Genomic DNA, 19955 nt, shown 5'->3' with positions numbered 1-19955 from the left:
ATTTAATCGCAAAAAAGTGGTATTAATTGCGCCAGATCAAACTTGCCATACGCCCTGTTTCGCCATCGCGGCGGTAAGAGAAAAACTGTGACTTATCACTAACAGTACAGTACTCGCCACCAAAAATATTTACCACACCTAATTGCGCTAATTGCTGGCGAGCAAGTAAATAAATATCAGCTAAATATTTATCACCTCTAGGCGTAAATGCATGTTGATGGTTAGCATTTAGCTCACAAAAGCACGCTTTTACTTCTTGCCCTACTTCAAACTCTGAAGGGCCAATGGCAGGGCCAAACCAAGCAATAATATCGTTTGGCAAGGCTTTAAAATGGGTAAGCGTATTGGCCAATATGCCTTGTGCTAAACCTCGCCAGCCGCCATGTATCGCGGCTATTTCATCACCAGAGGTTGAGCTAAGTAACACAGGTAAGCAATCCGCGGTCATTATCGCAAGCGGCTGTTTTGCTAAACGGGTGTAGAGCGCGTCAGCAGAGCGGGCTTGGTTTAAGTCACTGTCTTCATCAATCACCACGACGTCACTGCTATGAATTTGATTTAACCACACAGCAGGATTTGGCAACTGGTTTGTTAGCTGCTCTCGATTTGCAAGCACGGCTTGCTCATCATCACCAACATGTAACCCCACATTAAAACTATCAAAAGGTGCAACAGAAACACCGCCCTTGCGGGTGGTACTCAGTGCGCTAATTGTTTTTGGGGCAGTCCATGCTGGTGTGATCATAACGCTTAAAACTCGATATTAGGGTTTGCTTTGGTGTCTGCGCGTAAAGCTTCTGTCATCGCAGCCATATCATCAGGAATCGGTGCCTGCCATGTCATCATCTCGCCAGTGATCGGGTGAGCAATTGACAGCTTAACTGCATGCAATGCTTGGCGCTTAAACTCACGAAGCATTTGAAACAACTCTGGTGTTGCACCTTTAGGTGGACGTGGACGGCCTCCGTATAATTGATCGCCTACTAGCGGGTGATTCAAATAAGCCATGTGTACACGAATTTGGTGAGTACGACCGGTTTCTAAGCGTAAACGTAAGCGTGTATGTGCTCTAAATTTTTCTGCAACCCGATAGTGAGTAACCGCGGGTTTTCCCATCTCATGCACGGCCATATGAGTTCGTTTAGTTGCATGACGGCCAATTGGTTTTTCAACCATGCCACCAGCTGTCATTGAACCATTACAAATTGCTTCATATTCACGGGTGAAATTTTCACGCTTTTGTAAAGCAGATACCAAATGTGTTTGCGCAGGAATTGTCTTTGCTACCACCATTAAACCTGTGGTGTCTTTATCTAAACGGTGCACAATACCAGCACGAGGCACGTTAATGATATCAGGATAATGGTGTAATAATGCATTCAATACGGTGCCATCAGGATTACCCGCACCAGGATGAACAACTAAACCCATTGGTTTATTGATCACTAAAATATCATCATCTTCATAAACGATGTTTAATTTGATATTTTGTGCTTCGTACTCACGCGGAGCTTCGATGGTTGTTTCGACACTCACCGTTTCGCCACCGAGTAGTTTTTCACGCGGTGTGTTTAATATTTCACCGTTAACGGTTATTTTATCATCTAAAATCCACGTTTTTATACGTGAACGAGAATAATCAGGGAACAATTGTGCCAATACTTGGTCTAGACGTTTACCGCCAAGGTCTATTGGAACCTCGGCTTGGAGAGAAATTTGCTCTGACATTAGTAACTTTACCCAATTTACCAGTGCAAGCTTTGCTCGACTGGGTTAGAATCGCTTTAATACGTATAGTTTACTCGGTTTTCCTCACTTGGCCTAGCCGAAGACATCAAAGGTAATAAATAAAATGATAAATAAAATAGGGAAACGTGCGTTCGCCATAGTTTTTTCAGTTTCATTACTTGGCTTAGGTGCCTGTTCATCAGCGCCTGATCAAGAAGATATACAACGCGTTCCTAATAAATCTGCGCAAGCTTTATACGAAGATGCAAAAGAAACATTAGACTCAGGTCTTTATGCCCGTGCAATTGAACTTTTAAGCGCAATTGATTCACGCTATCCATTTGGACCTTTGTCAAAACAAGTGCAAATGGACTTAGTGTATGCACATTATCAATCAGGAAATACCGAGCAGGCACTGGCAACTATTGATCGCTTTATTCGCCTTAATCCAAATCACAAAGACTTAGATTACATGTATTACATGCGTGGCTTAGTTAATATTAAAGCGGATGAAAATGCATTTCAGGAATATTTTGGTGTAGACCGCGCTGACAGAGACGCAAATCGTACTCGCGTTGCATTTACTGACTTATCAACACTACTAAAACGCTTCCCTGATAGCGCTTATGCCCCAGAAGCTAAAAAACGTTTGGTGTGGCTTTTAAATAAAATGGCTCGCTATGAATTAAAAGTAGCGCAATACTATTATGAGCGCGAGGCTTACCTTGCGGCTGCAAACCGCGGTAAATATGTAGTTGAGCATTACTCACAAAGTAGCTACTTAGATCAAGCTCTTGAGATCATGGTAAAAAGCTACGATAAACTTGGCTTACCTGAACTAAGTGAACATGCTAAAGCAACGCGAGAAGCGAATAATCGTTAAAATTGATTGAAAACTAAAAAGGCGCCAAAGGCGCCTTTTTTTTAATGTTTGCGATCGAATATACCCAGACCACCTCAAGGTGCGAGTTTCAGTTGGAATTAAAAGCGATTTAGGCAAGGCATTGATTGCAAGTAATAGTGGTTCTATTGTTAAAATCAATAACGCAGTATAAATCGCTTTTAAACCAACCCTTTGGGCGCTCACAGGCACTTACTCTCATCGTTGTTACTTCTTAAAAGGGACTACCATTCTTGCAAAGTAACGCCTTGATATTAAGCACCTGTGAAACGCTGAATTCTGCATCTTGAGGTGGCTTGGGTATACTAATTAAATCGCGTCTTCATCTTCTTCAGCAGTACGAATACGAACTACACGCTCAACGTCAGTAACAAAGATTTTACCATCACCAATTTTACCTGTTTGTGACGTTTTAACGATAACGTCAATTGCTCTATCGACATCTTCATCGGCGAGCACGATATCTAATTTTACTTTCGGTAAAAAATCAACCATGTACTCAGCACCACGATAAAGCTCTGTGTGCCCCTTCTGACGACCAAAGCCTTTAACTTCGCTTACCGTCATCCCTGTAATACCCACTTCTGATAATGCTTCTCGAACATCATCAAGCTTAAATGGTTTTATGATTGCTTCAATTTTTTTCATTTTTTGGGTTACTTTTTATTTCTTAATTGCCTCGATTTTAGACAATACCGACTCTGATGGCAAACAAAGCTATGAATTTCGGTGATTAAATCAGCAATCATGATATTATTAAATGAGGCGTTTGATAATAGAGACAACAATGAAATCATCACAACAAGGTTTTACGCTTTTAGAGCTTATGGTCACTATCGCAATAGTGGGTATTATCGCTGTTATAGCATTGTGGGATAGTTCTGATCTACTCGAAAAAGATCGTGCTGAAAGCTATCTTCAAGAATTAAAACGCAATATTAGTTTCGCAAGAGCCAAAGCCACCAGCTCCGACTCTTTAGTTGTTGTGTGCGCAGGAAATATCGCTAACATTGAAAATAATAGTCGCGTTACTTGTTCAAACTGGCAGGAAGGCACTGTATTTGTATTTTATGATGCTAACCAAAACGGTGTCTACAACCCTGCTCAAAACGATAAAATTCTCAGAGTAATGAAAGAGCTTCCAACTAACAGTAGGCTCCAATTTTCAGGTGGTAATTCATTAATCTTTGATACAAGCGGGATGATCACAACAACTGCTGGCGCTTTTATCTATTGCCCTTCAAAAGCAGACGGAGATAACAATAAAGAGCTTACCGTCACTCAATCAGGGACTGCTTTATATAATGGAAATACGACTAAAAGCTGTAATTAAGCAACTTATTTGACACCAATAAAGGTACATGAATATAGTTGAAGAAACTATAATAAATGAGATCTTCACGGATGGAGACAAAAACGTATTGGTGGAAATTAAAAGGCACAACACTTATAGAAAGCTTAGTTGTGTTGTCTATTTTAGCTATTCTTCTTAATATAGCATTGTTTGAATATACCCCTTTGCTTGCCAAAAATCGCCTAGAAAACAAAATGCAAGAGATTAGGCGTGCGCTGGGGATAAGCCGTCATAATGCACAAACTAACGATTCATTCATAACATTTTGTGCTCTAAAAGATAATCACTGTAACAAGGACTACTGGCACAAATCACTCACCGTATTTGTAGATAATAATGAAATTGGTGTACTTGATAGTAACGATACAATCATCCTTGAGCTAGAGGCAGTTAACAGACTTGATCAACTCACTTACCCTCGACATGCAATTACTTTTAGGCCTAATGGTACCCCTATGGGCTTTAATAACGGCACTTTTATCTATTGCCCTGAGTACAAAAAAGCAAGCCTGAAAGGGCTTGCTATTTCGTTAAGTTTTACCGGCCGTACTCGTTTAAAAGATACTGATAAGTGCCAGTTATAGGCTCTTTTTATCGGCCCCAGCACTCTTTCGCATTTGCTGAGCCTTTCGAGGTCTTTAATCCGGTATCTGAGATTGATAAAGAAGTACATTCGGTATCTTGTAGCACAGGTCCCGATGCAGGTGTTGCGGTAAACTCAAATGTCCCCGCATCGTTATCAACAGTCACAGACATCGTATAGAAATTATTCTCAGTTTGACTTGCAACACCTAAATTAGCCAGCACAGTTGTATATTCTCTATTATCAACAAAGAATTGCTCCTGCTTATTTGCAGCATCTAATAATGCCGTTATAGCTTCTGTCCTGGCTGTGCGTTTGACGTGCTGAAAATAACTAGGCAAGGCAATACTGGCGATAATTCCCAAAATAGCCACTGTTATCATGAGCTCTATCAGTGTAAAGCCAGCGTTCGCTTTATTGACTTTTATCATTTACTTCTCGCTTATAAATATAGGTTTGTTGTGTTTCGAAGCCAAAGCCAACAGGATCTGTATCGCTTACAAGCTTAATTTTACCATCTTCTTGAGTGAGATTTGGCCCGACTATTTTTTTAACTTTGAATGGGTTCTGCTGACCTTTAATACCAGGGCCTATGGTCATAAACTGGCTTTTTTCTTCCACTTTTATATTTGTATCTTTAATTACGTCAGGGTTTTCAGTATCAGATAAATCATCACAAAAACCATTGTTATTTCTATCAACACAACTATCACCAACACCAAAGTATAACTGTGGCGTATCTGGTACATCATTTGATGTAGTAAATTTTAATTCGTCATAAACCTTGGTGCCATAATGCAAATGAAATGCATACAGGCCACCTGCCCCACCAGTTAATGAGCACTGGTTTACCGTTTCAGTGGCAGAAGAAGGAGTATAACTTGTAAAATAAGCAACACCACCAATCACCGTGCTAGCAGCCAGTGACTTCTCACCGGCAGCAGGTAAGTTGTAGTACCAACCGTAATACTCAGACAACTCAACTTCAAGCTCTGTAAATTCATCGATATCGTCTAATGCATTACCAAATGGGTCTGAATCCATATTCATTAAGTCTGATTGCGTAATGGCGACGGGGACGTCACTACCTTGGAACGATTGTGTAGTTGTATTGATATCACGGATCATATAAAGCTGATCGTTCGCCGTGGTGGCTGTAGGCTTTGAGCGATTGCCGCTACCAATTAATACCGCATCATACGGAGTGTCCAGACGGGCAATTGTCGATTGGCCATTTACCGTTGTTTTTGTCACTTTGCTGAATACTGTTCTGGCCACTGACGGTTTATAGAAGAAACGACGATCTTGTGTCGATAAAGTATTGCCTAGACTTGCTAGTTTAAAATGAGTCCATGGCTGTTTCGAGTCGTTAGGAGTATTTGAAGGCATATCTACGCGCCAGACATTGCCACCGGTATCAGTGGCGTATAAACGGTCAACGTAGCCATCATAGTCAGAGTCCAGTGTTGTTATGTCTGAGGCTATGCTGTGATTTCCTTGAAAACCATTTTCAGCTGGCGTGAGTGCCCATACCTTTTTACCCGTTTGTGCATCGACAATATAAATACCTCGGCCTTTGCTATCAGCAGTCCGAATGACATTATCTTTATTGGTATCATAACCTGCTCCAAAAACCAGCAATGGACGATCTTCGTACCCTTCTAGATTTATATAGGTCACCGTCGGTTTAGACCAAGATTGGCCAAGCTCTTTAAAATCAGCAGAACCACCCACAATAGGCCCATTCCACATAAGGCTTGGTGAGTCAGGGTTAGTGATATCAAGACCATAATAGTAACTACCGCCGCGTCTAAAGCCAAAGAAGGCCCATACGCGGTCACTACCGTTAACGATCCCATCACCATTTTTATCATCAAAGAACACTGAAATAGGACCATCGACGCCGTACACTTTTGTGTTGGACTGATTATCTCTTAACGGTTTCACTATTTTATATAAGCTACTTGGCATAAATGCCCAGCTTTCTTTTAGCACGTCATTTTTATCTTGGAAAAGATGCATAAAACCTGCGTTGGTGCCAATTAGAATACGTATATCGTCATTACCATAATCTATTGTCACAGGCTTTGAGTGCAGTGGATCACCGAAAATATCTTGGCGTTGATCAATTGAAGATGCATCTTCATCCTCATTATCAACATCGATTCCCCTTGCCCAATCAATCGTTTTTTGTAATTGAGACTTATCCACTCCAAATGCAGCTGCCGCTTTATCATCTCCGCCAAGCGCATTAGATACATTACTTTTCGTGAAGCTGATTAAAGCTGACGAGCCTGCATCAGTATAAAGTTTTCGACTTGCAAGGCTACTCAACAGCAAGTTAACACCGCCACGTTGCACTGTGTTACCGTCAGCTTCTTCGTTATCTGGTAGCCAATATGTACGTGCTTTATTTGATATAAGGCCGTCTTCATTTAAAGCTGGTTTACCTGTCGAATCAATAATTTGTTCACCAGACACTTTTAGTTTTTTTAGATTTCCTCGCCAACGAGCACCTGTTTCTGGATAAAACATCGCATAGTAAATATCTTCACGGCTACGAGTTTGATCAACGTTATTACTCGCGATGGACGGAGAGGTAAAACTATCGTTTACTTCACGAATTTGGGTTATGGTGTTTTTAAGTGCCTGCGATAGTTGCTCAGAGGTATTGGCATGTAGGTATTGTCCGCCCCCTAGCTTTGCAGTCTCTGATAGTAAGCGCTTACCATTATTACTCATACCGCTACCAAAACCGATCGTGTAAACTCGCCCTGTTTCATGAATATCTGGTGTTGAAGGAAATAAATCCACGTCAACATCCTCAGTACCGTGAATAATCTGAGCAAGCTTGTGTAGGTATACACCGGCTATTTTGTCTGTACTAGATAGATATTGATTAAAATGAGTGTTATACAAAGCGCTAATATTACTATTTTGCTCACCATCTTGGTCAGCAGAAGGATCCCCATCGGTCATATAAATAACGTTAACTGAATTATCACAACGTTTGGCTTCTTCTGTAGTATCAAAAGGTGAGTTATAAGTATAGCTATACCTAGGTCGCCACCACGGTCCTGATTGACCCCTTGTTTCAATAGTTGTGTCACGCTGGGCTTCACTGACGTTTTGTCCATAAAATACGCTTTGCCCTGTAATATAGAGATATGCCTCCCATAATGTCTCCGTTAGGGGCGTACCGCCATCAGCAGGGAGAGCTGAAAGAGTTTGCTTTAAAAGTGATGTCGATGAGCCAATACCTGCGAGTACATAGCCCCCTTCTGTACCATTAAACCTCATCAAGCCAAAATCAATATCGTCATTGTCATCAACCAAGCTGGTAATTGCACCCTGTGCAACCCCCAAGCGACTATCAGGACATACTACGTAGCCGGTATAATAGTTATAGCCGCAACTGTTACCTGTGGCTGTTGAAAATGCCATACTTCCTGACGTATCAAACACAATCAGAACGCGTGGTCTCTCATCTAAATCTACATTATGGTTAACATAGAGCTCAATATCTTCTGCTTGCACCGACATACCAGATAGCGTTATGAAACCGAGCAGTATACTGCGAGTTAAACGTTTAATTTTCATCATAGATCTCCAGTTAACCACCCGAATTCACGTTCGCCATCTCTTGGGCAACACCTGTGACAACGGTTAATGTGTGCTTGCTCTTGGAACCATAAGTAAGGCTTGTGTCAATTTGCACCATATTACAAACAATACCAGGGGTCGGATCAAACTTGCGAGGGCAAAGTAGTGCTGATGGCCCTTTGTTCATATTTTTAAGTGTGCTTGTCTCATTATCAACTTTATTCATTTTAAAACCCTCAGCGGGTATTTTTGCGGGTTTCAATAAAAACGCACTTTTACCGTCTTCAAGCGCTTCTTTTGCAATAACCTCTTGAACAATACCGATTAGTTTGTTCTCTGCGGCATCCCGCTCTTGAGCCGCATTCGTAATTTTTATATCAATGCTACTGCTACTCATTAAAGTAACCGCTATTCCAGTTACAGCTACAACCATAATCAAGGCAACAATCAGCACAACACCTTGCTGTTTTTTTATCGATACTAAATGCGCCATAGGTTTGCTCCAACATTATTTAAGCGGATCGTCGTGGTGAACAATGCACGCCTGAAATTATCATTAAATGTAAGCTCTCGCTTATTTGTATCTTCGCCCAACATGTAGGTTTGATTTTGCAACTTTAGATTTGCATCAGGTATTAACGACCTTGTGAGTAAAAAGACTTGAACGGTTAAAATACTTTGACGATTTTCCCAATCAGAATTAGTCATATTTTCAATGCTTTTGTAGGTATCAACCCGGCTGTTATTTGTTGTATCTAGGCCAAATACAAAACGTATGTCTTCAACACCTTCCATAATGGTTTCGGTCACCATTCCGGAGCCAGGTCTTAATCGTTTGCGCATCAGTACAGGTACAGAAACTTGCTGTTCATTGATGGTGAATGTTTGCTCAGAAATATAGTAAACATGATGACGATACCGCCATACAGTCGCATTACCACTTATGCTCGCAGCATCAACTGGGCCCCGACGAAACTCACCTCTATCTTGTTCAGCAATAAAATAGTAAAAATTATTGTTTGTATCAGCAGGTGCTATCTCTAAGCCTTCTAAAAACTTTACTTGCAGAACGTCGGTATCTTTTTTTACATTATTAATGCAGCTTAATGCGGTATTGTCGCTTGTATTTACCGCATAAACAGAGCGAAAGTTAGTAACGGATGCCGCGTCAGGGAAACTGCCGTTATTGAGCCCCCCAAAACAATCGTTACCAGGATTGGTTAAAGTATCCGTATTTTCAGATGTCATTGATTTTTCGTAATATGTTCCCCAAAAACCTATTTGCTCAATGTCACGCTGCATTATATTGATTGCAAGGCGGCCTGTTTCTTGAAGCTCGCCTATTGTCATTGTGTCTCGGGTTGTGACTTTCATGCTCAAATAAGTAAACATAACTCCGCCCAACACCAAGCCACCTATAAACAGTGCAACCATCATTTCGACCAATGTAAAGCCAATATGCTTTTTCATATCAAGACCTTAGATATATATAACTTTCAAGTACAATTAAGCGTCGTTTATCATTCAATGCGCCGCAATCAACCGCTGCTGTATCGCTGTTTGCTTTGATCTCTTGACGTCCTTGCCAACTAATAACCACTTCAATATTAAATTCATTTGCTGTGCCCAGCGACGCTGCATTTATACACACGGTTGTATCGTCTAAAGCGCCCGTATTCTCACGCGCTTGAATAGCTCTCACCCACTGCTGTTTATCAAGTGCTGCTACTTGCTCTGCAGAGCAAGCGTTATTAAAGCACTGTAAATTAGTATTTAATGGTGTGTCACTGGTTAATGTTCCGTTGTAACGACCTGCAAATCCTGCCGTATCGTTTGCACGCATTCGCTGGATAATATCGTTACCCAATGCAATAGCCGCTGCACGCTGCATTGAGTCAAAACTCGCTTGCTTTGCCTTTGCTTGAAGTGCCACAGCCCCGAGTAAACCAAAACTTAAGATCACAAAAGCAATAAGCACTTCGATTAGCGTAAAGCCTTGGGCTTGTGATTTGTTTAACATGATGAATTCAACTCATACTTTTCCATAGATTAAGCATAAGATGGGGTCAGTAAATAGCAATATAAGAATGGATGAACGGTCGTTTTTATTGATAAGCGGTACATTGAGCCAAGCTATTTACCCATAATAGCCTTAACCGTCTTTACTTCACGCCGACTAATGACGAATTTTGTCGACGCACCATCTAGCATCAACGAGTGCACACCGTCATCATGGGCCATACTGTAAATTCGGTTTTTATTCACCAATGTATTACGGTGAATGCGCATTAATTGCGCTGGGTACTGTAACTCTAGCTGCTTTAAACTTTGCTCGACTAGGGCCTCGCCTCCGTCAAAGGTTAAACGCGTATATTTTTGCTCAGCCGTACAACAAATTAAATCTTCAATATGCACTCGCTTAATGACCCCTGCAAGTTGATAGCTAATATAAAGGTCGTCACTTTTACTCACTTGGGCACGATTTAATCTTCTCAGTTGAGACAGCGTTTTCGATAATGCATCCGCTGTAACAGGTTTTACTAAATAACCATCAACAGCAAGCTCGAAAGCTTCGAGTGCATGTTCAGGGTGTGCTGTTAAAAACACCACGGCAGGTGGAATAGTAAGCTGTTTCAACACAGCAGCAACGTCCATTCCTGAGCACTTTGGCATATTAATATCTAAGAGTACTAAATCAGGTTGTAACTGTTGGCATAACTTAACTGCCAACTCACCATTCTCAGCATCGGCTATTACATCATATTGAGGATGTGCTGCGAGTAAGCGTTTTATACGGGCCCGTGCTAGCGGTTCATCATCAACAATTAATGTACTTATCATTGTATTTTTAGCCTTGGTAGCACAAGTTTCACTCTAAATTCCCCCTCTCTTTGAGTAGTCAGTAACTGAGCTTTATAGTTATAAAAAAGCCCTAAACGCTGGCGAATATTTTCAAGCGCCATACCGTTACCACTTGGCAAAGCACCCTTATTTTTGTAAAGCGGATTAGTAATTATAAACGTGTAACTTTTATCTGAAACATGCATAGAAATATAAATCCTCGCTCCCTTATCTGCCGGCTCGACACCATAGCAAACAGCATTTTCAATCAGGGGCTGAATTGTTAAACAGGGAATATCCAATGCTGGTATTTCATCAGGTAATTGCCAACACACCACTAAGCGCTCACCATAACGCCATTTTTCTAAGCTAATATATTGCTGACATAAGCTTATTTCATCACTTAAACTAATTGCCTTACCGCTTCTCATTGCTGCCTGCGACAAGGCGGCTAAAGCTAAAATAGCCTGCTCAGCCGCATTAGCATCATGGTGGGTCAGTTCTGCCGCGGTATTTAAACTGTTAAATAAAAAATGCGGTCTAATACGTGCCTGTAAAGCATCCAGCTCTGCTTGGATTAACGCTTTTGTCTGCTGCTCTTTTTGATTATGAATAGAAATAAACTGTACAAAAAGCACTGTCACTAAAAAGATAATCAGCATATTGCTTGCTAAAAAATGAGCTAGGGAGTCAACCTGGTAAAGCTCATCAAAAAGACTGAGTACAAGAAAGCTGTACAAGCATGTTAATAAAAGAAGTAAGGAACTTAAGACAATAACTTGCCATGTATTAGATAATCTAACGAGCTGCCCTCTCGATAAATAAAGCACGGCAACGCTAGTCAGAAAAACAAGGTGTAAAAAGAAACTAAAAACAGCTAGGCGAAGCCACACATCGCCATAACTGGCAGGCGAAAAAGCCAATAAAACAGCAATGGTTTGGCTAACAACAAGGGTTGCGAGTACCCCTCTGGATTGAAAAAGAGCCTCAATCAGCAAACCGTTTTTAGTTGGCTGTTTGCTCATGGGCTCTCCTATTTTTTGTTCACAGTTATCCGCTTAGATTAGCGTAGCTCAACAGGAACGGCAAATACTATATTTTCTTCTTCACCAGGGTTTTCAACAACTTGATTACCGCCTAATTCTTTCAGGCGCGCAATAACTTGCTGAACCAGAACTTCAGGTGCAGATGCGCCGGCAGTAACACCCACCGCATTGACATTGTCGAACCAATCCGCTTCAACGTTACTTGCATCATCAATCAAATGCGCCTTCGTGCCCATTTTATCAGCAAGCTCGCGTAGACGGTTTGAGTTAGAGCTATTTTTTGCTCCCACAACAAGTAATACATCCACTTTATCCGCTAAATCACGGACTGCGTCTTGGCGGTTTTGCGTTGCGTAACAAATATCATCTTTGCGTGGGCCATCAATGGCTGGAAACTTAGCACGTAGTGCATCAATCACATCAGCTGTATCATCTACAGATAATGTCGTTTGGCTACAGTAAAATAAGTTTTCAGGGTTTTTAACACTCAGCTTTTCGACATCTTCAGGGGTTTCTACTAAGTAAATACCACCCGCTTCGTTGTCATACTGCCCCATGGTGCCTTCAACTTCTGGGTGCCCATGGTGGCCAATCAACACACACTCTATGCCTTTTTTACTCGCACGAGTTACTTCCATATGAACTTTAGTGACCAGCGGACAGGTTGCATCAAACACTTTTAATTCACGGCGTTTTGCTTCGTTGCGAACAGCTTGCGATACACCATGGGCACTAAAAATAACAATGCTATCGTCAGGCACTTGGTCAAGCTCTTCAACAAAAACAGCGCCACGATTTTTTAAACCATCAACCACATAACGATTATGCACAACTTCGTGGCGAACATAGATAGGCTTTTCGAAGATATCGAGTGCACGCTCAACAATACTAATTGCGCGGTCAACACCCGCGCAAAAACCGCGCGGATTGGCTAATAAAATATCCATCAGCCCGCTACCTCTAAAATCTCAACTTCAAAAGTCAAACGTTGACCAGCCAAAGGGTGGTTAAAATCAATCGTTACAGACTCACCTTGTACTTCACGAACAAGACCAGGTAATTCAGTACCGTCTGGTTGAGTAAACGCGATTATATTGCCAACTTCAGCTGGCGTATCTGCGCCAAACTTGCTGCGGTCAACATAATAAATGTTATCAGGATTAGGTTGGCCAAATGCATCCTCTGGCTCAAGTTCAAAAGATTTATTGTCACCTGCCGCTAAACCTAACAAACATTTTTCAAAGTTCTCTGTTAGGCTTCCGTCACCCATTCGCAATTTAGCTGGTTTATTATGAACTTTAGTAGAATCAGCTGCTGAGCCATCTTCTAACTTAATTGAGAAATGAAAGATCACTTCAGAGTTATTACCAATTACTGCTTGGCTCATGCTTTTTGCTCCTTAGGACTTTCGCCTGTAAAGGCATCAAATAAAAGTAATGCGGCACCAATACAAATGGCACAATCAGCAATATTAAAAACAGGAAAGTGCCAGTTTTCATAATAGACGTGCAAGAAGTCAATGACATAACCATAAGCAATACGGTCGTATAAATTGCCAATAGCCCCTGCTAACACCAATGCATAAGCTGAGCACAATACCTTGTTTGTCGCTGGTAAGCGTTTAAGCCACCACACTAAAAGTACACTGATCGACACAGCTATCAGACTAAAAAACCAGCGCTGCCAACCTCCAGAGTCACTTAAAAAGCTGAAGGCTGCACCATAATTATGTACATAAGTGAAATTAAAAAAAGGCAGAATATCTATCGACTCTTTGTAGGCCATGGTATTAACGACAAGTGTTTTTGTCGCGTGGTCTACTACTAAAAGTAGTAGACTCAGCCATAACCAAACCAAGCCACTTTTTCCGGCTAGTTTGCTCACAAACAACTCCTATGCGAACTGACGCTGTTCACCATCGCCGTCAACATTGCTTACACAACGACCACAGATTTCAGGATGAGCAGGGTTAGCACCTACATCATCACAGTAATGCCAACAACGCTCACATTTTTCAGCGGTTGTTGCAGCAACTTTAATGAATAGGCCGTCAATCTCAGTCGCCTGAGTACCTTCAGGCTGCGCTGTTACAGTTTCAACTGTTACGCCTGACGTTAATAATACAAAGCGTAGTTCATCACCTAACGCAGCTAGTTTAGAGCTTAACTCTTCACTTGCGTAGATGCTTACGTTTGCTTGTAGAGTTGCACCAATAACGTCTTCTTTACGAGCTGCCTCTAATACACGGTTAACTTCATCACGTACATTTAAGATTGTTAACCAATCATCGTTGCTGAACTTACCCTGCGAAGAGGCTTTTAAGCCATCGTACCACACTGAAGTGAATACAAACTTGCCACGCTCGCCTGGTAATGCTTCCCAAATTTCTTGTGCAGTAAAGCTTAAAATCGGTGCCATCCAACGTGTCATTGCTTCAGCAATGTGGTAAAGCGCGGTTTGACATGAACGACGTGCGTGGCTATCGCTTTTCGCTGTGTACTGACGGTCTTTGATTACATCTAGGTAGAACGAACCTAGCTCACCAGTACAGAAGTTCATTAGCTTTTGCGTTACAAGTAGCATTTGGTACTTATCGTAAGCCGCTAAAATCTCATCTTGAAGCTCGGCTGCACGGCCAACAATCCAACGGTCAAGCTCAACCATGTCTTCAATAGCAACTTGATCTGTTTTTGGATCAAAACCATTTAAGTTCGCAAGTAAATAACGGCTGGTGTTACGGATACGACGATAACGGTCTGCTGAACGTTTAAAGATTTCATCAGATACAGTCATTTCAGCTGTAAAGTCAGTTGATGCAACCCATAAACGTAAGATATCAGCACCTAGTTTGTTCATCACGTTTTGTGGCGAAATTACGTTGCCTAATGATTTAGACATCTTACGGCCATTTTCATCAACCGTAAAACCATGTGTTAATACTTGCTTGTAAGGCGCATGACCATTGATAGCAACCGATGTCATCATTGACGACATAAACCAACCACGGTGTTGGTCAGAACCTTCTAAGTAAAGATCAGCAGGACCGGTTAAATCTTCACGTGCATCAACCACACATGCGTGAGTCACACCTGAGTCGAACCATACATCTAGCGTATCTTGTACTTTCATGTATTGCTCAGCGTCATCGCCAAGTAAAGTAGCAGGGTCTAAGTCATACCAAGCTTGAATACCTGATTTTTCAACTAACTTCGCAGCTTCTTCGATCAGCTCTTGGGTATTTGGGTGAAGCGCACCTGTGTCTTTGTCTACAAATAATGCAATTGGCACACCCCATGTACGTTGACGTGAAATACACCAATCAGGACGGCCTTCAACCATATTTGCAATGCGGCTTTCGCCCCACTCAGGTAACCACTCAGTCTTTTTGATTTCGTTTAATGAATCTTGACGAAGGTTAGCTTGATCCATACTTACGAACCACTGTGGCGTAGCACGGAAGATAATTGGCGTTTTATGACGCCAGCAATGTGGGTAGCTGTGCGTAAGCGCATGGTGATGCAATAACGCATTGTTTTCAGTTAATACGTCAATAACGCTCGCATTTGCTTTAAATACGTGCTGACCAGCAAACATTGGTGTGTCTGGTAAATAAACACCGTTTGCACCAACAGGGTTAGCTACTTCTAGACCATAAGCAAGACCTGCCGCGAAATCTTCTTGACCGTGACCAGGCGCAGTATGTACAACACCCGTACCAGAATCAGTTGTTACGTGATCAGCAACAATAACTGGCACTGTGAAGTCATAAAATGGGTGAGCAACCTGTAAATTCTCAAGTGCAGCACCTTTCACATAGCCAAGTACGTGATAATGCTTAAATCCATAACGGTCCATAGCATCTTTAACTAGCTCAGAACCTAAAATTAGACGCTGCTGTGCACCTTCATCGTCAACTTGAACAAGGGCATACTCAAGTTTTTCATGAACCGCTACTGCACGGTTAGCAGGAAGTGTCCACGGTGTTGTTGTCCAGATTGCGGTGCTTACAGTACCGATACCTTGATGACCATCTGCTAGTTCAAACGCATTAATAACTGCATCTTGATCAGCAAACTCAAAACGCACATCGATTGCTGGCGACTGTTTATCTTGGTATTCAACCTCTGCTTCAGCAAGTGCTGAGCCACAGTCTGTACACCAGTGAACAGGCTTAGCACCTTTGTGTAAATGACCATTTTTAATGATGCGACCAAGCACGCGAATCGCATTCGCTTCAAAGTCAAAGTTCATTGTTAAGTAAGGCTTATCCCAGTCACCAAATACGCCTAAGCGTTTAAAGTCTGTTTTTTGACCTTCAACTTGCTTTTTTGCATATTCGCGACATTTTTCACGGAACTCAGCAGCAGACACTTTCACGCCAGGCTTACCGACTTTCTTTTCAACCATTAACTCAATTGGTAAACCGTGACAGTCCCAACCAGGCACATAAGGTGCATCAAAGTCAGACAGGGTTTTTGACTTAACAATAATATCTTTAAGAATTTTATTTACCGAGTGGCCTAAATGGATATCACCGTTTGCATACGGAGGGCCGTCATGCAAAATGAAGGTTTTCTTACCTTTTTTAGCGCTGCGAATTTGACCGTAAAGATCGTCTTCATACCATGTCTTAAGCATCTTTGGTTCACGTTGTGCCAAATTGCCGCGCATTGGAAACGCTGTTTCCGGTAAATTCAAAGTATGTTTGTAGTCGCTCATTAATCCTACTTTCCGTATCGGCTACCTAGTTTAAACCAAAACACTGCTTCGCGGCGGTTACATCATCTGCAATCTGCGCCGTCAGTTGTGTTAATGTCTCGAATTTTTTCTCATCGCGGAGCTTCTTAATCAGCTCCACGTGCATAAATTGTCCGTAAATATCTTGCGCAAAGTCGAAAAGATGAACTTCTAACAATGCGCGTGTTCCATTAAATGTGGGTTTGTTGCCAATATTTGCAACCCCAAATAATTCTTTATTGCCAACTATTGCACGTACCGCAAACACCCCGTTTACTGGGCATACTTGACGTTTTAATGCAATATTGGCTGTTCTAAAGCCTAGTTCACGACCTTTTGCCCAGCCATGAATCACACGCCCAGAAATCGCATAACCATGACCTAACATGGTTTTTGCGTCTTCTAATTGCCCTGCGGCAAGCGCATGGCGAATAAGAGTACTGCTTACTCTATCATTAAGTCTTCTAAAACTAGCCGTACTTTTCACATCCATGTTTAGCTCAGTGCCCATGTTTTTCAGTAGTGAAAAATCACCGCGGCGACGCTTACCAAAACAAAAATCATCACCCACAGTCAGTGCTTTAACACCTAATTTTTCAACTAAAACTTGGCTGACAAATTGCTCAGCTTCCATATTGGCAAACTGCTGATTAAAACTAATGCAAATCACCCGTTCAACACCCAGCTTTGCTAGTAAGCTGAGCTTATCACGAAGTCGTGTCAAACGTGCAGGCGCGTTGTCTTTAGCAAAAAACTCTTGTGGCTGAGGCTCAAATAACATCACAGTACTTGGTAATTGATGTTTCTGTGCGTCTTGTAGCAAGCCTTTAATCACTTCTGCATGACCTAAATGCACGCCATCAAAATTACCAATAGTCAACACACAGCCAAAATGCTGCGCGCGTATATTGTGAATACCTCTAATTAACTCCATGCCACCTTTTTGCCTTTATCAGCGAGCCCAAACACAGATATCGGGCGTGAAACGCCGATTATAATCTTTTTTTTAGTTCGATTCAGTAGTTGCAACACTTTTTATCGTATTTAGTCGAATTCCCATTACAAACAAAGACGAAAAGTATACGAATGCGGCTAACACGAGTAACCCTGCAAGTAACGAAACTTGCTCCATAAAGTGCCAAGTTTGCCAAGCAACGAGCTGTCCAACATACCAAACTACCGCCGCCATAAACACACTAGAAAACAAACATTTAAAACTAAATTTAAGGCTCATGCCTGAAAACTGATAAACACCTTCTTTGTGCAACTGACGATACAGCAAATACGCATTACAGCTTGCCGACATAGACGTAGCAAGTGCCAACCCTAAATAACCAATAAACGGCGCTAGCATAATATTAAAGACCATATTAAGCACTAACGTTTTAATGCCAATTTTAACAGGCGTTTTCGTGTCCTGACGCGAATAGAAACCAGGTGCTAACACCTTAATCAGCATAAAACTAACTAAGCCAACTGAATAAGCCATTACGCCATAACTTACCGCTTGAACATGATCTATCTCACCATTTTGAAATGCGCCATGATCGAAAAGTACGGTGATGATTAATGGGCTTATCACCATCAAGCCAAACATGGCGGGTAAGCCTAAAAAGATGACAAAGCGCACTCCCCAATCTAGCGTGTGCTGAAAATCACGTGTGCTTTTCGTACTATGGAGTTTAGATAGTGCAGGTAAAATTACCGTCGCAATACCAATGCCGAATAGGCCAAGAGGAAACTCAATCAACCTGTCAGAATAGTAAAGCCACGCAATGGAACCCGTCATTAACATTGAAGCTATCATGGTATCAAGCAACAAGTTTATTTGACTAATCGAGACGCCAAATAACGCTGGCAGCATTAGTTTTCGTACTTTTTTAACGTTTTCATCTTGCCAAGCCCATTGAGGACGGCTCAGCATACGGGCACGATACAAAAACGGTAACTGAAACAGTAGCTGCACTAAACCACCAACAAACACGCCTATAGCAAGCGCATATGCACCCACTGAAAACTGATCATGCAGAAAAATTGCGCAAGTGATAATGGAAATATTTAAAAGTACTGGGGTAAACGCAGCGACCGCAAAACGATTGTATACATTCATCACGGCACCGCTCAGAGCAACTAAACTAACAAAAAACAAATATGGAAAAGTTAGTTTAAGAAGCGCGCTTGCCAGCTCGAACTTTCCGGCATCTTCTCCCCCTTGCCACCAGTCTATAAACCAGCCTGTACCAAACAGTGCGGCAATCACTGGCGAGGCAATCACACCAAATAAAGTTACAACGAGCAAAATTGTCCCTAGGGTGCCGGCTGCTTGAGCTACAAATAATCTTACTTTATCGTCACCTTGCTGCTCTTTAATATCAGACAAAACAGGTACAAACGCTTGTGCAAATGCCCCTTCAGCAAATAAACGGCGCAAAAAGTTAGGAATTCGGTTAGCAAATAAAAACACATCAGCAGCTGCACTTGCCCCCAATAAATTGGCTACAACTGCATCACGTACTAGTCCTAAAATACGCGAGATCATCGTCATTGCACTGACAATCATCCCAGAACGAAATAATCCTTTTGCCACCTTAAACCCATTATCAAAAAACCTCTAAGATGGGCGATTATGCCTAAAATATCTTTAAAGCACTAGGCTCGAACCCGACCCTTTGTTACAATGGCGATATTAACTGCTAAAGCGGCAAATTGATGTTCGTTATAAGGAGCAGTTTTTCTTGAGATGTCAAAATTTCGTTGACATTCATGATAAAAACAGGCATATTCCACGGCCTTTAAATTAAGCTTATTTTAAGATTGTTAGGAGCAAACCTTGGCTAACATCAAGTCTGCAAAAAAACGCGCTATTACGAGCGAAAAAAATCGTCAACATAACGCAAGCCGTCGTTCAATGATGCGTACTTACTTCAAAAAAGTAGTTGCTGCAATTGAAGCGGGCGACAAAGAAGCTGCACAAGCGGCATTCGCTGTTGCAACACCTATCCTAGACCGTTACGCAACTAAAGGTCTAATCCACAAGAACAAAGCAGCTCGTCATAAGAGCCGTTTAGCAGCTAAAATCAAAGCGCTATAATTTGTTTTTGATGAATATAAAAAAACCGGCCTACGCCGGTTTTTTTTTGCCTAAATTTTAATGCCTAGTGT

General features: G+C 41.7%; 20 protein-coding genes. 4 read left to right on the top strand and 16 right to left on the bottom strand.

The genetic code is table 11. The features are described from left to right. Window positions 1-22: 22 nt before the first annotated feature. Both pgeF and rluD read right to left on the bottom strand, forming a co-directional pair. Window positions 23-745, bottom strand: coding sequence for a peptidoglycan editing factor PgeF (gene pgeF, locus LY624_RS05675; protein WP_341804092.1), 723 nt, complete (start codon window positions 743-745; stop codon window positions 23-25). Window positions 746-750: 5 nt separating this feature from the next. Next, on the bottom strand, window positions 751-1728 hold the full coding sequence (rluD, locus tag LY624_RS05670) for a 23S rRNA pseudouridine(1911/1915/1917) synthase RluD (RefSeq protein WP_130151256.1): 978 nt from the start codon (window positions 1726-1728) through the stop codon (window positions 751-753). 124 nt (window positions 1729-1852) lie between these two features. On the opposite strand from rluD, the gene LY624_RS05665 reads away from it, so the two are divergent. After that, complete coding sequence (locus tag LY624_RS05665) at window positions 1853-2611, top strand: outer membrane protein assembly factor BamD (protein WP_130151255.1); 759 nt, start codon at window positions 1853-1855, stop codon at window positions 2609-2611. A 327-nt stretch (window positions 2612-2938) separates the two neighbouring features. Here the strand turns inward: LY624_RS05665 and glnB are convergent, their stop codons facing one another. Beyond that, entirely contained in the window at window positions 2939-3277 is a 339-nt protein-coding gene (gene glnB / locus LY624_RS05660; RefSeq protein ID WP_062570524.1) for a nitrogen regulatory protein P-II, read from the bottom strand. A gap of 139 nt (window positions 3278-3416) precedes the next feature. Here glnB and LY624_RS05655 point away from each other — a divergent pair, with 139 nt between their 5' ends. Both LY624_RS05655 and LY624_RS05650 read left to right on the top strand, forming a co-directional pair. Beyond that, a complete protein-coding gene (locus LY624_RS05655) occupies window positions 3417-3962 on the top strand; it encodes a GspH/FimT family pseudopilin (RefSeq protein WP_341804091.1) in 546 nt (181 codons plus the stop codon). 71 nt (window positions 3963-4033) lie between these two features. Next, on the top strand, window positions 4034-4567 hold the full coding sequence (locus LY624_RS05650; RefSeq protein ID WP_341804090.1) for a GspH/FimT family pseudopilin: 534 nt from the start codon (window positions 4034-4036) through the stop codon (window positions 4565-4567). Window positions 4568-4574: 7 nt separating this feature from the next. On the opposite strand, the gene LY624_RS05645 is transcribed toward LY624_RS05650, so the two are convergent. From LY624_RS05645 to murJ, 13 genes are all read right to left on the bottom strand, one after another. Beyond that, entirely contained in the window at window positions 4575-4997 is a 423-nt protein-coding gene (locus tag LY624_RS05645) for a type IV pilin protein (protein ID WP_130151251.1), read from the bottom strand. Further along, window positions 4981-8166: a pilus assembly protein gene (locus LY624_RS05640; protein ID WP_341804386.1), complete on the bottom strand. Its 3186-nt coding sequence runs from the start codon at window positions 8164-8166 to the stop codon at window positions 4981-4983. Before LY624_RS05640 ends, LY624_RS05645 begins: the two co-directional genes overlap by 17 nt. A 13-nt stretch (window positions 8167-8179) precedes the next feature. Continuing rightward, window positions 8180-8662, bottom strand: a complete 483-nt coding sequence (locus LY624_RS05635) for a pilus assembly PilX family protein (protein ID WP_237119461.1) — start codon at window positions 8660-8662, stop codon at window positions 8180-8182. After that, the gene (locus LY624_RS05630; protein WP_341804089.1) at window positions 8650-9639 is read right to left on the bottom strand and encodes a PilW family protein; all 990 of its coding nucleotides are present in this window, start codon (window positions 9637-9639) and stop codon (window positions 8650-8652) included. Before LY624_RS05630 ends, LY624_RS05635 begins: the two co-directional genes overlap by 13 nt. A 1-nt stretch (window position 9640) precedes the next feature. Further along, window positions 9641-10189 (bottom strand): type IV pilus modification protein PilV, encoded by a 549-nt coding sequence (gene pilV, locus LY624_RS05625; protein ID WP_341804088.1) that lies wholly within the window; start codon window positions 10187-10189, stop codon window positions 9641-9643. Between the two features lie 113 nt (window positions 10190-10302). After that, window positions 10303-11010 carry a LytR/AlgR family response regulator transcription factor gene (locus LY624_RS05620; protein WP_341804087.1) on the bottom strand — a complete coding sequence of 236 codons (708 nt, stop codon included), beginning with the start codon at window positions 11008-11010 and terminating at the stop codon, window positions 10303-10305. Then, window positions 11007-12035, bottom strand: coding sequence for a sensor histidine kinase (locus tag LY624_RS05615; protein WP_341804086.1), 1029 nt, complete (start codon window positions 12033-12035; stop codon window positions 11007-11009). The genes LY624_RS05620 and LY624_RS05615 overlap by 4 nt, the downstream gene beginning before the upstream one ends. Before the next feature lie 38 nt (window positions 12036-12073). Beyond that, window positions 12074-13003 (bottom strand): 4-hydroxy-3-methylbut-2-enyl diphosphate reductase, encoded by a 930-nt coding sequence (gene ispH, locus LY624_RS05610; protein ID WP_130151246.1) that lies wholly within the window; start codon window positions 13001-13003, stop codon window positions 12074-12076. After that, entirely contained in the window at window positions 13003-13443 is a 441-nt protein-coding gene (gene fkpB / locus LY624_RS05605) for an FKBP-type peptidyl-prolyl cis-trans isomerase (RefSeq protein ID WP_062570514.1), read from the bottom strand. Before fkpB ends, ispH begins: the two co-directional genes overlap by 1 nt. Next, window positions 13440-13940, bottom strand: coding sequence for a signal peptidase II (lspA, locus tag LY624_RS05600; RefSeq protein WP_062570513.1), 501 nt, complete (start codon window positions 13938-13940; stop codon window positions 13440-13442). The genes fkpB and lspA overlap by 4 nt, the downstream gene beginning before the upstream one ends. A 9-nt stretch (window positions 13941-13949) precedes the next feature. Next, window positions 13950-16775, bottom strand: a complete 2826-nt coding sequence (gene ileS / locus LY624_RS05595) for an isoleucine--tRNA ligase (RefSeq protein WP_341804085.1) — start codon at window positions 16773-16775, stop codon at window positions 13950-13952. A gap of 25 nt (window positions 16776-16800) precedes the next feature. Continuing rightward, window positions 16801-17727, bottom strand: coding sequence for a bifunctional riboflavin kinase/FAD synthetase (gene ribF / locus LY624_RS05590; RefSeq protein ID WP_237119466.1), 927 nt, complete (start codon window positions 17725-17727; stop codon window positions 16801-16803). Between the two features lie 72 nt (window positions 17728-17799). After that, on the bottom strand, window positions 17800-19380 hold the full coding sequence (gene murJ, locus LY624_RS05585) for a murein biosynthesis integral membrane protein MurJ (protein ID WP_341804084.1): 1581 nt from the start codon (window positions 19378-19380) through the stop codon (window positions 17800-17802). Window positions 19381-19623: 243 nt separating this feature from the next. On the opposite strand from murJ, the gene rpsT reads away from it, so the two are divergent. After that, on the top strand, window positions 19624-19884 hold the full coding sequence (gene rpsT, locus LY624_RS05580; protein WP_036967030.1) for a 30S ribosomal protein S20: 261 nt from the start codon (window positions 19624-19626) through the stop codon (window positions 19882-19884). Window positions 19885-19955 lie beyond the last annotated feature (71 nt).

Source organism: Pseudoalteromonas sp. N1230-9 (assembly GCF_032716425.1).
Taxonomy (GTDB): Bacteria; Pseudomonadota; Gammaproteobacteria; order Enterobacterales; family Alteromonadaceae; genus Pseudoalteromonas.
This window is presented reverse-complemented; position numbering and strand designations above follow the sequence as displayed.

Excerpts from the sequence above, each read along its gene's own strand:
- pgeF (WP_341804092.1), bottom strand. The coding sequence starts at position 745 with ATGATCACACCAGCATGGACTGCCCCAAAAACAATTAGCGCACTGAGT.
- rluD (WP_130151256.1), bottom strand. The coding sequence starts at position 1,728 with ATGTCAGAGCAAATTTCTCTCCAAGCCGAGGTTCCAATAGACCTTGGC.
- LY624_RS05665 (WP_130151255.1), top strand. The coding sequence starts at position 1,853 with ATGATAAATAAAATAGGGAAACGTGCGTTCGCCATAGTTTTTTCAGTT.
- glnB (WP_062570524.1), bottom strand. The coding sequence starts at position 3,277 with ATGAAAAAAATTGAAGCAATCATAAAACCATTTAAGCTTGATGATGTT.
- LY624_RS05655 (WP_341804091.1), top strand. The coding sequence starts at position 3,417 with ATGAAATCATCACAACAAGGTTTTACGCTTTTAGAGCTTATGGTCACT.
- LY624_RS05650 (WP_341804090.1), top strand. The coding sequence starts at position 4,034 with ATGGAGACAAAAACGTATTGGTGGAAATTAAAAGGCACAACACTTATA.
- LY624_RS05645 (WP_130151251.1), bottom strand. The coding sequence starts at position 4,997 with ATGATAAAAGTCAATAAAGCGAACGCTGGCTTTACACTGATAGAGCTC.
- LY624_RS05640 (WP_341804386.1), bottom strand. The coding sequence starts at position 8,166 with ATGAAAATTAAACGTTTAACTCGCAGTATACTGCTCGGTTTCATAACG.
- LY624_RS05635 (WP_237119461.1), bottom strand. The coding sequence starts at position 8,662 with ATGGCGCATTTAGTATCGATAAAAAAACAGCAAGGTGTTGTGCTGATT.
- LY624_RS05630 (WP_341804089.1), bottom strand. The coding sequence starts at position 9,639 with ATGAAAAAGCATATTGGCTTTACATTGGTCGAAATGATGGTTGCACTG.
- pilV (WP_341804088.1), bottom strand. The coding sequence starts at position 10,189 with ATGTTAAACAAATCACAAGCCCAAGGCTTTACGCTAATCGAAGTGCTT.
- LY624_RS05620 (WP_341804087.1), bottom strand. The coding sequence starts at position 11,010 with ATGATAAGTACATTAATTGTTGATGATGAACCGCTAGCACGGGCCCGT.
- LY624_RS05615 (WP_341804086.1), bottom strand. The coding sequence starts at position 12,035 with ATGAGCAAACAGCCAACTAAAAACGGTTTGCTGATTGAGGCTCTTTTT.
- ispH (WP_130151246.1), bottom strand. The coding sequence starts at position 13,003 with ATGGATATTTTATTAGCCAATCCGCGCGGTTTTTGCGCGGGTGTTGAC.
- fkpB (WP_062570514.1), bottom strand. The coding sequence starts at position 13,443 with ATGAGCCAAGCAGTAATTGGTAATAACTCTGAAGTGATCTTTCATTTC.
- ileS (WP_341804085.1), bottom strand. The coding sequence starts at position 16,775 with ATGAGCGACTACAAACATACTTTGAATTTACCGGAAACAGCGTTTCCA.
- ribF (WP_237119466.1), bottom strand. The coding sequence starts at position 17,727 with ATGGAGTTAATTAGAGGTATTCACAATATACGCGCGCAGCATTTTGGC.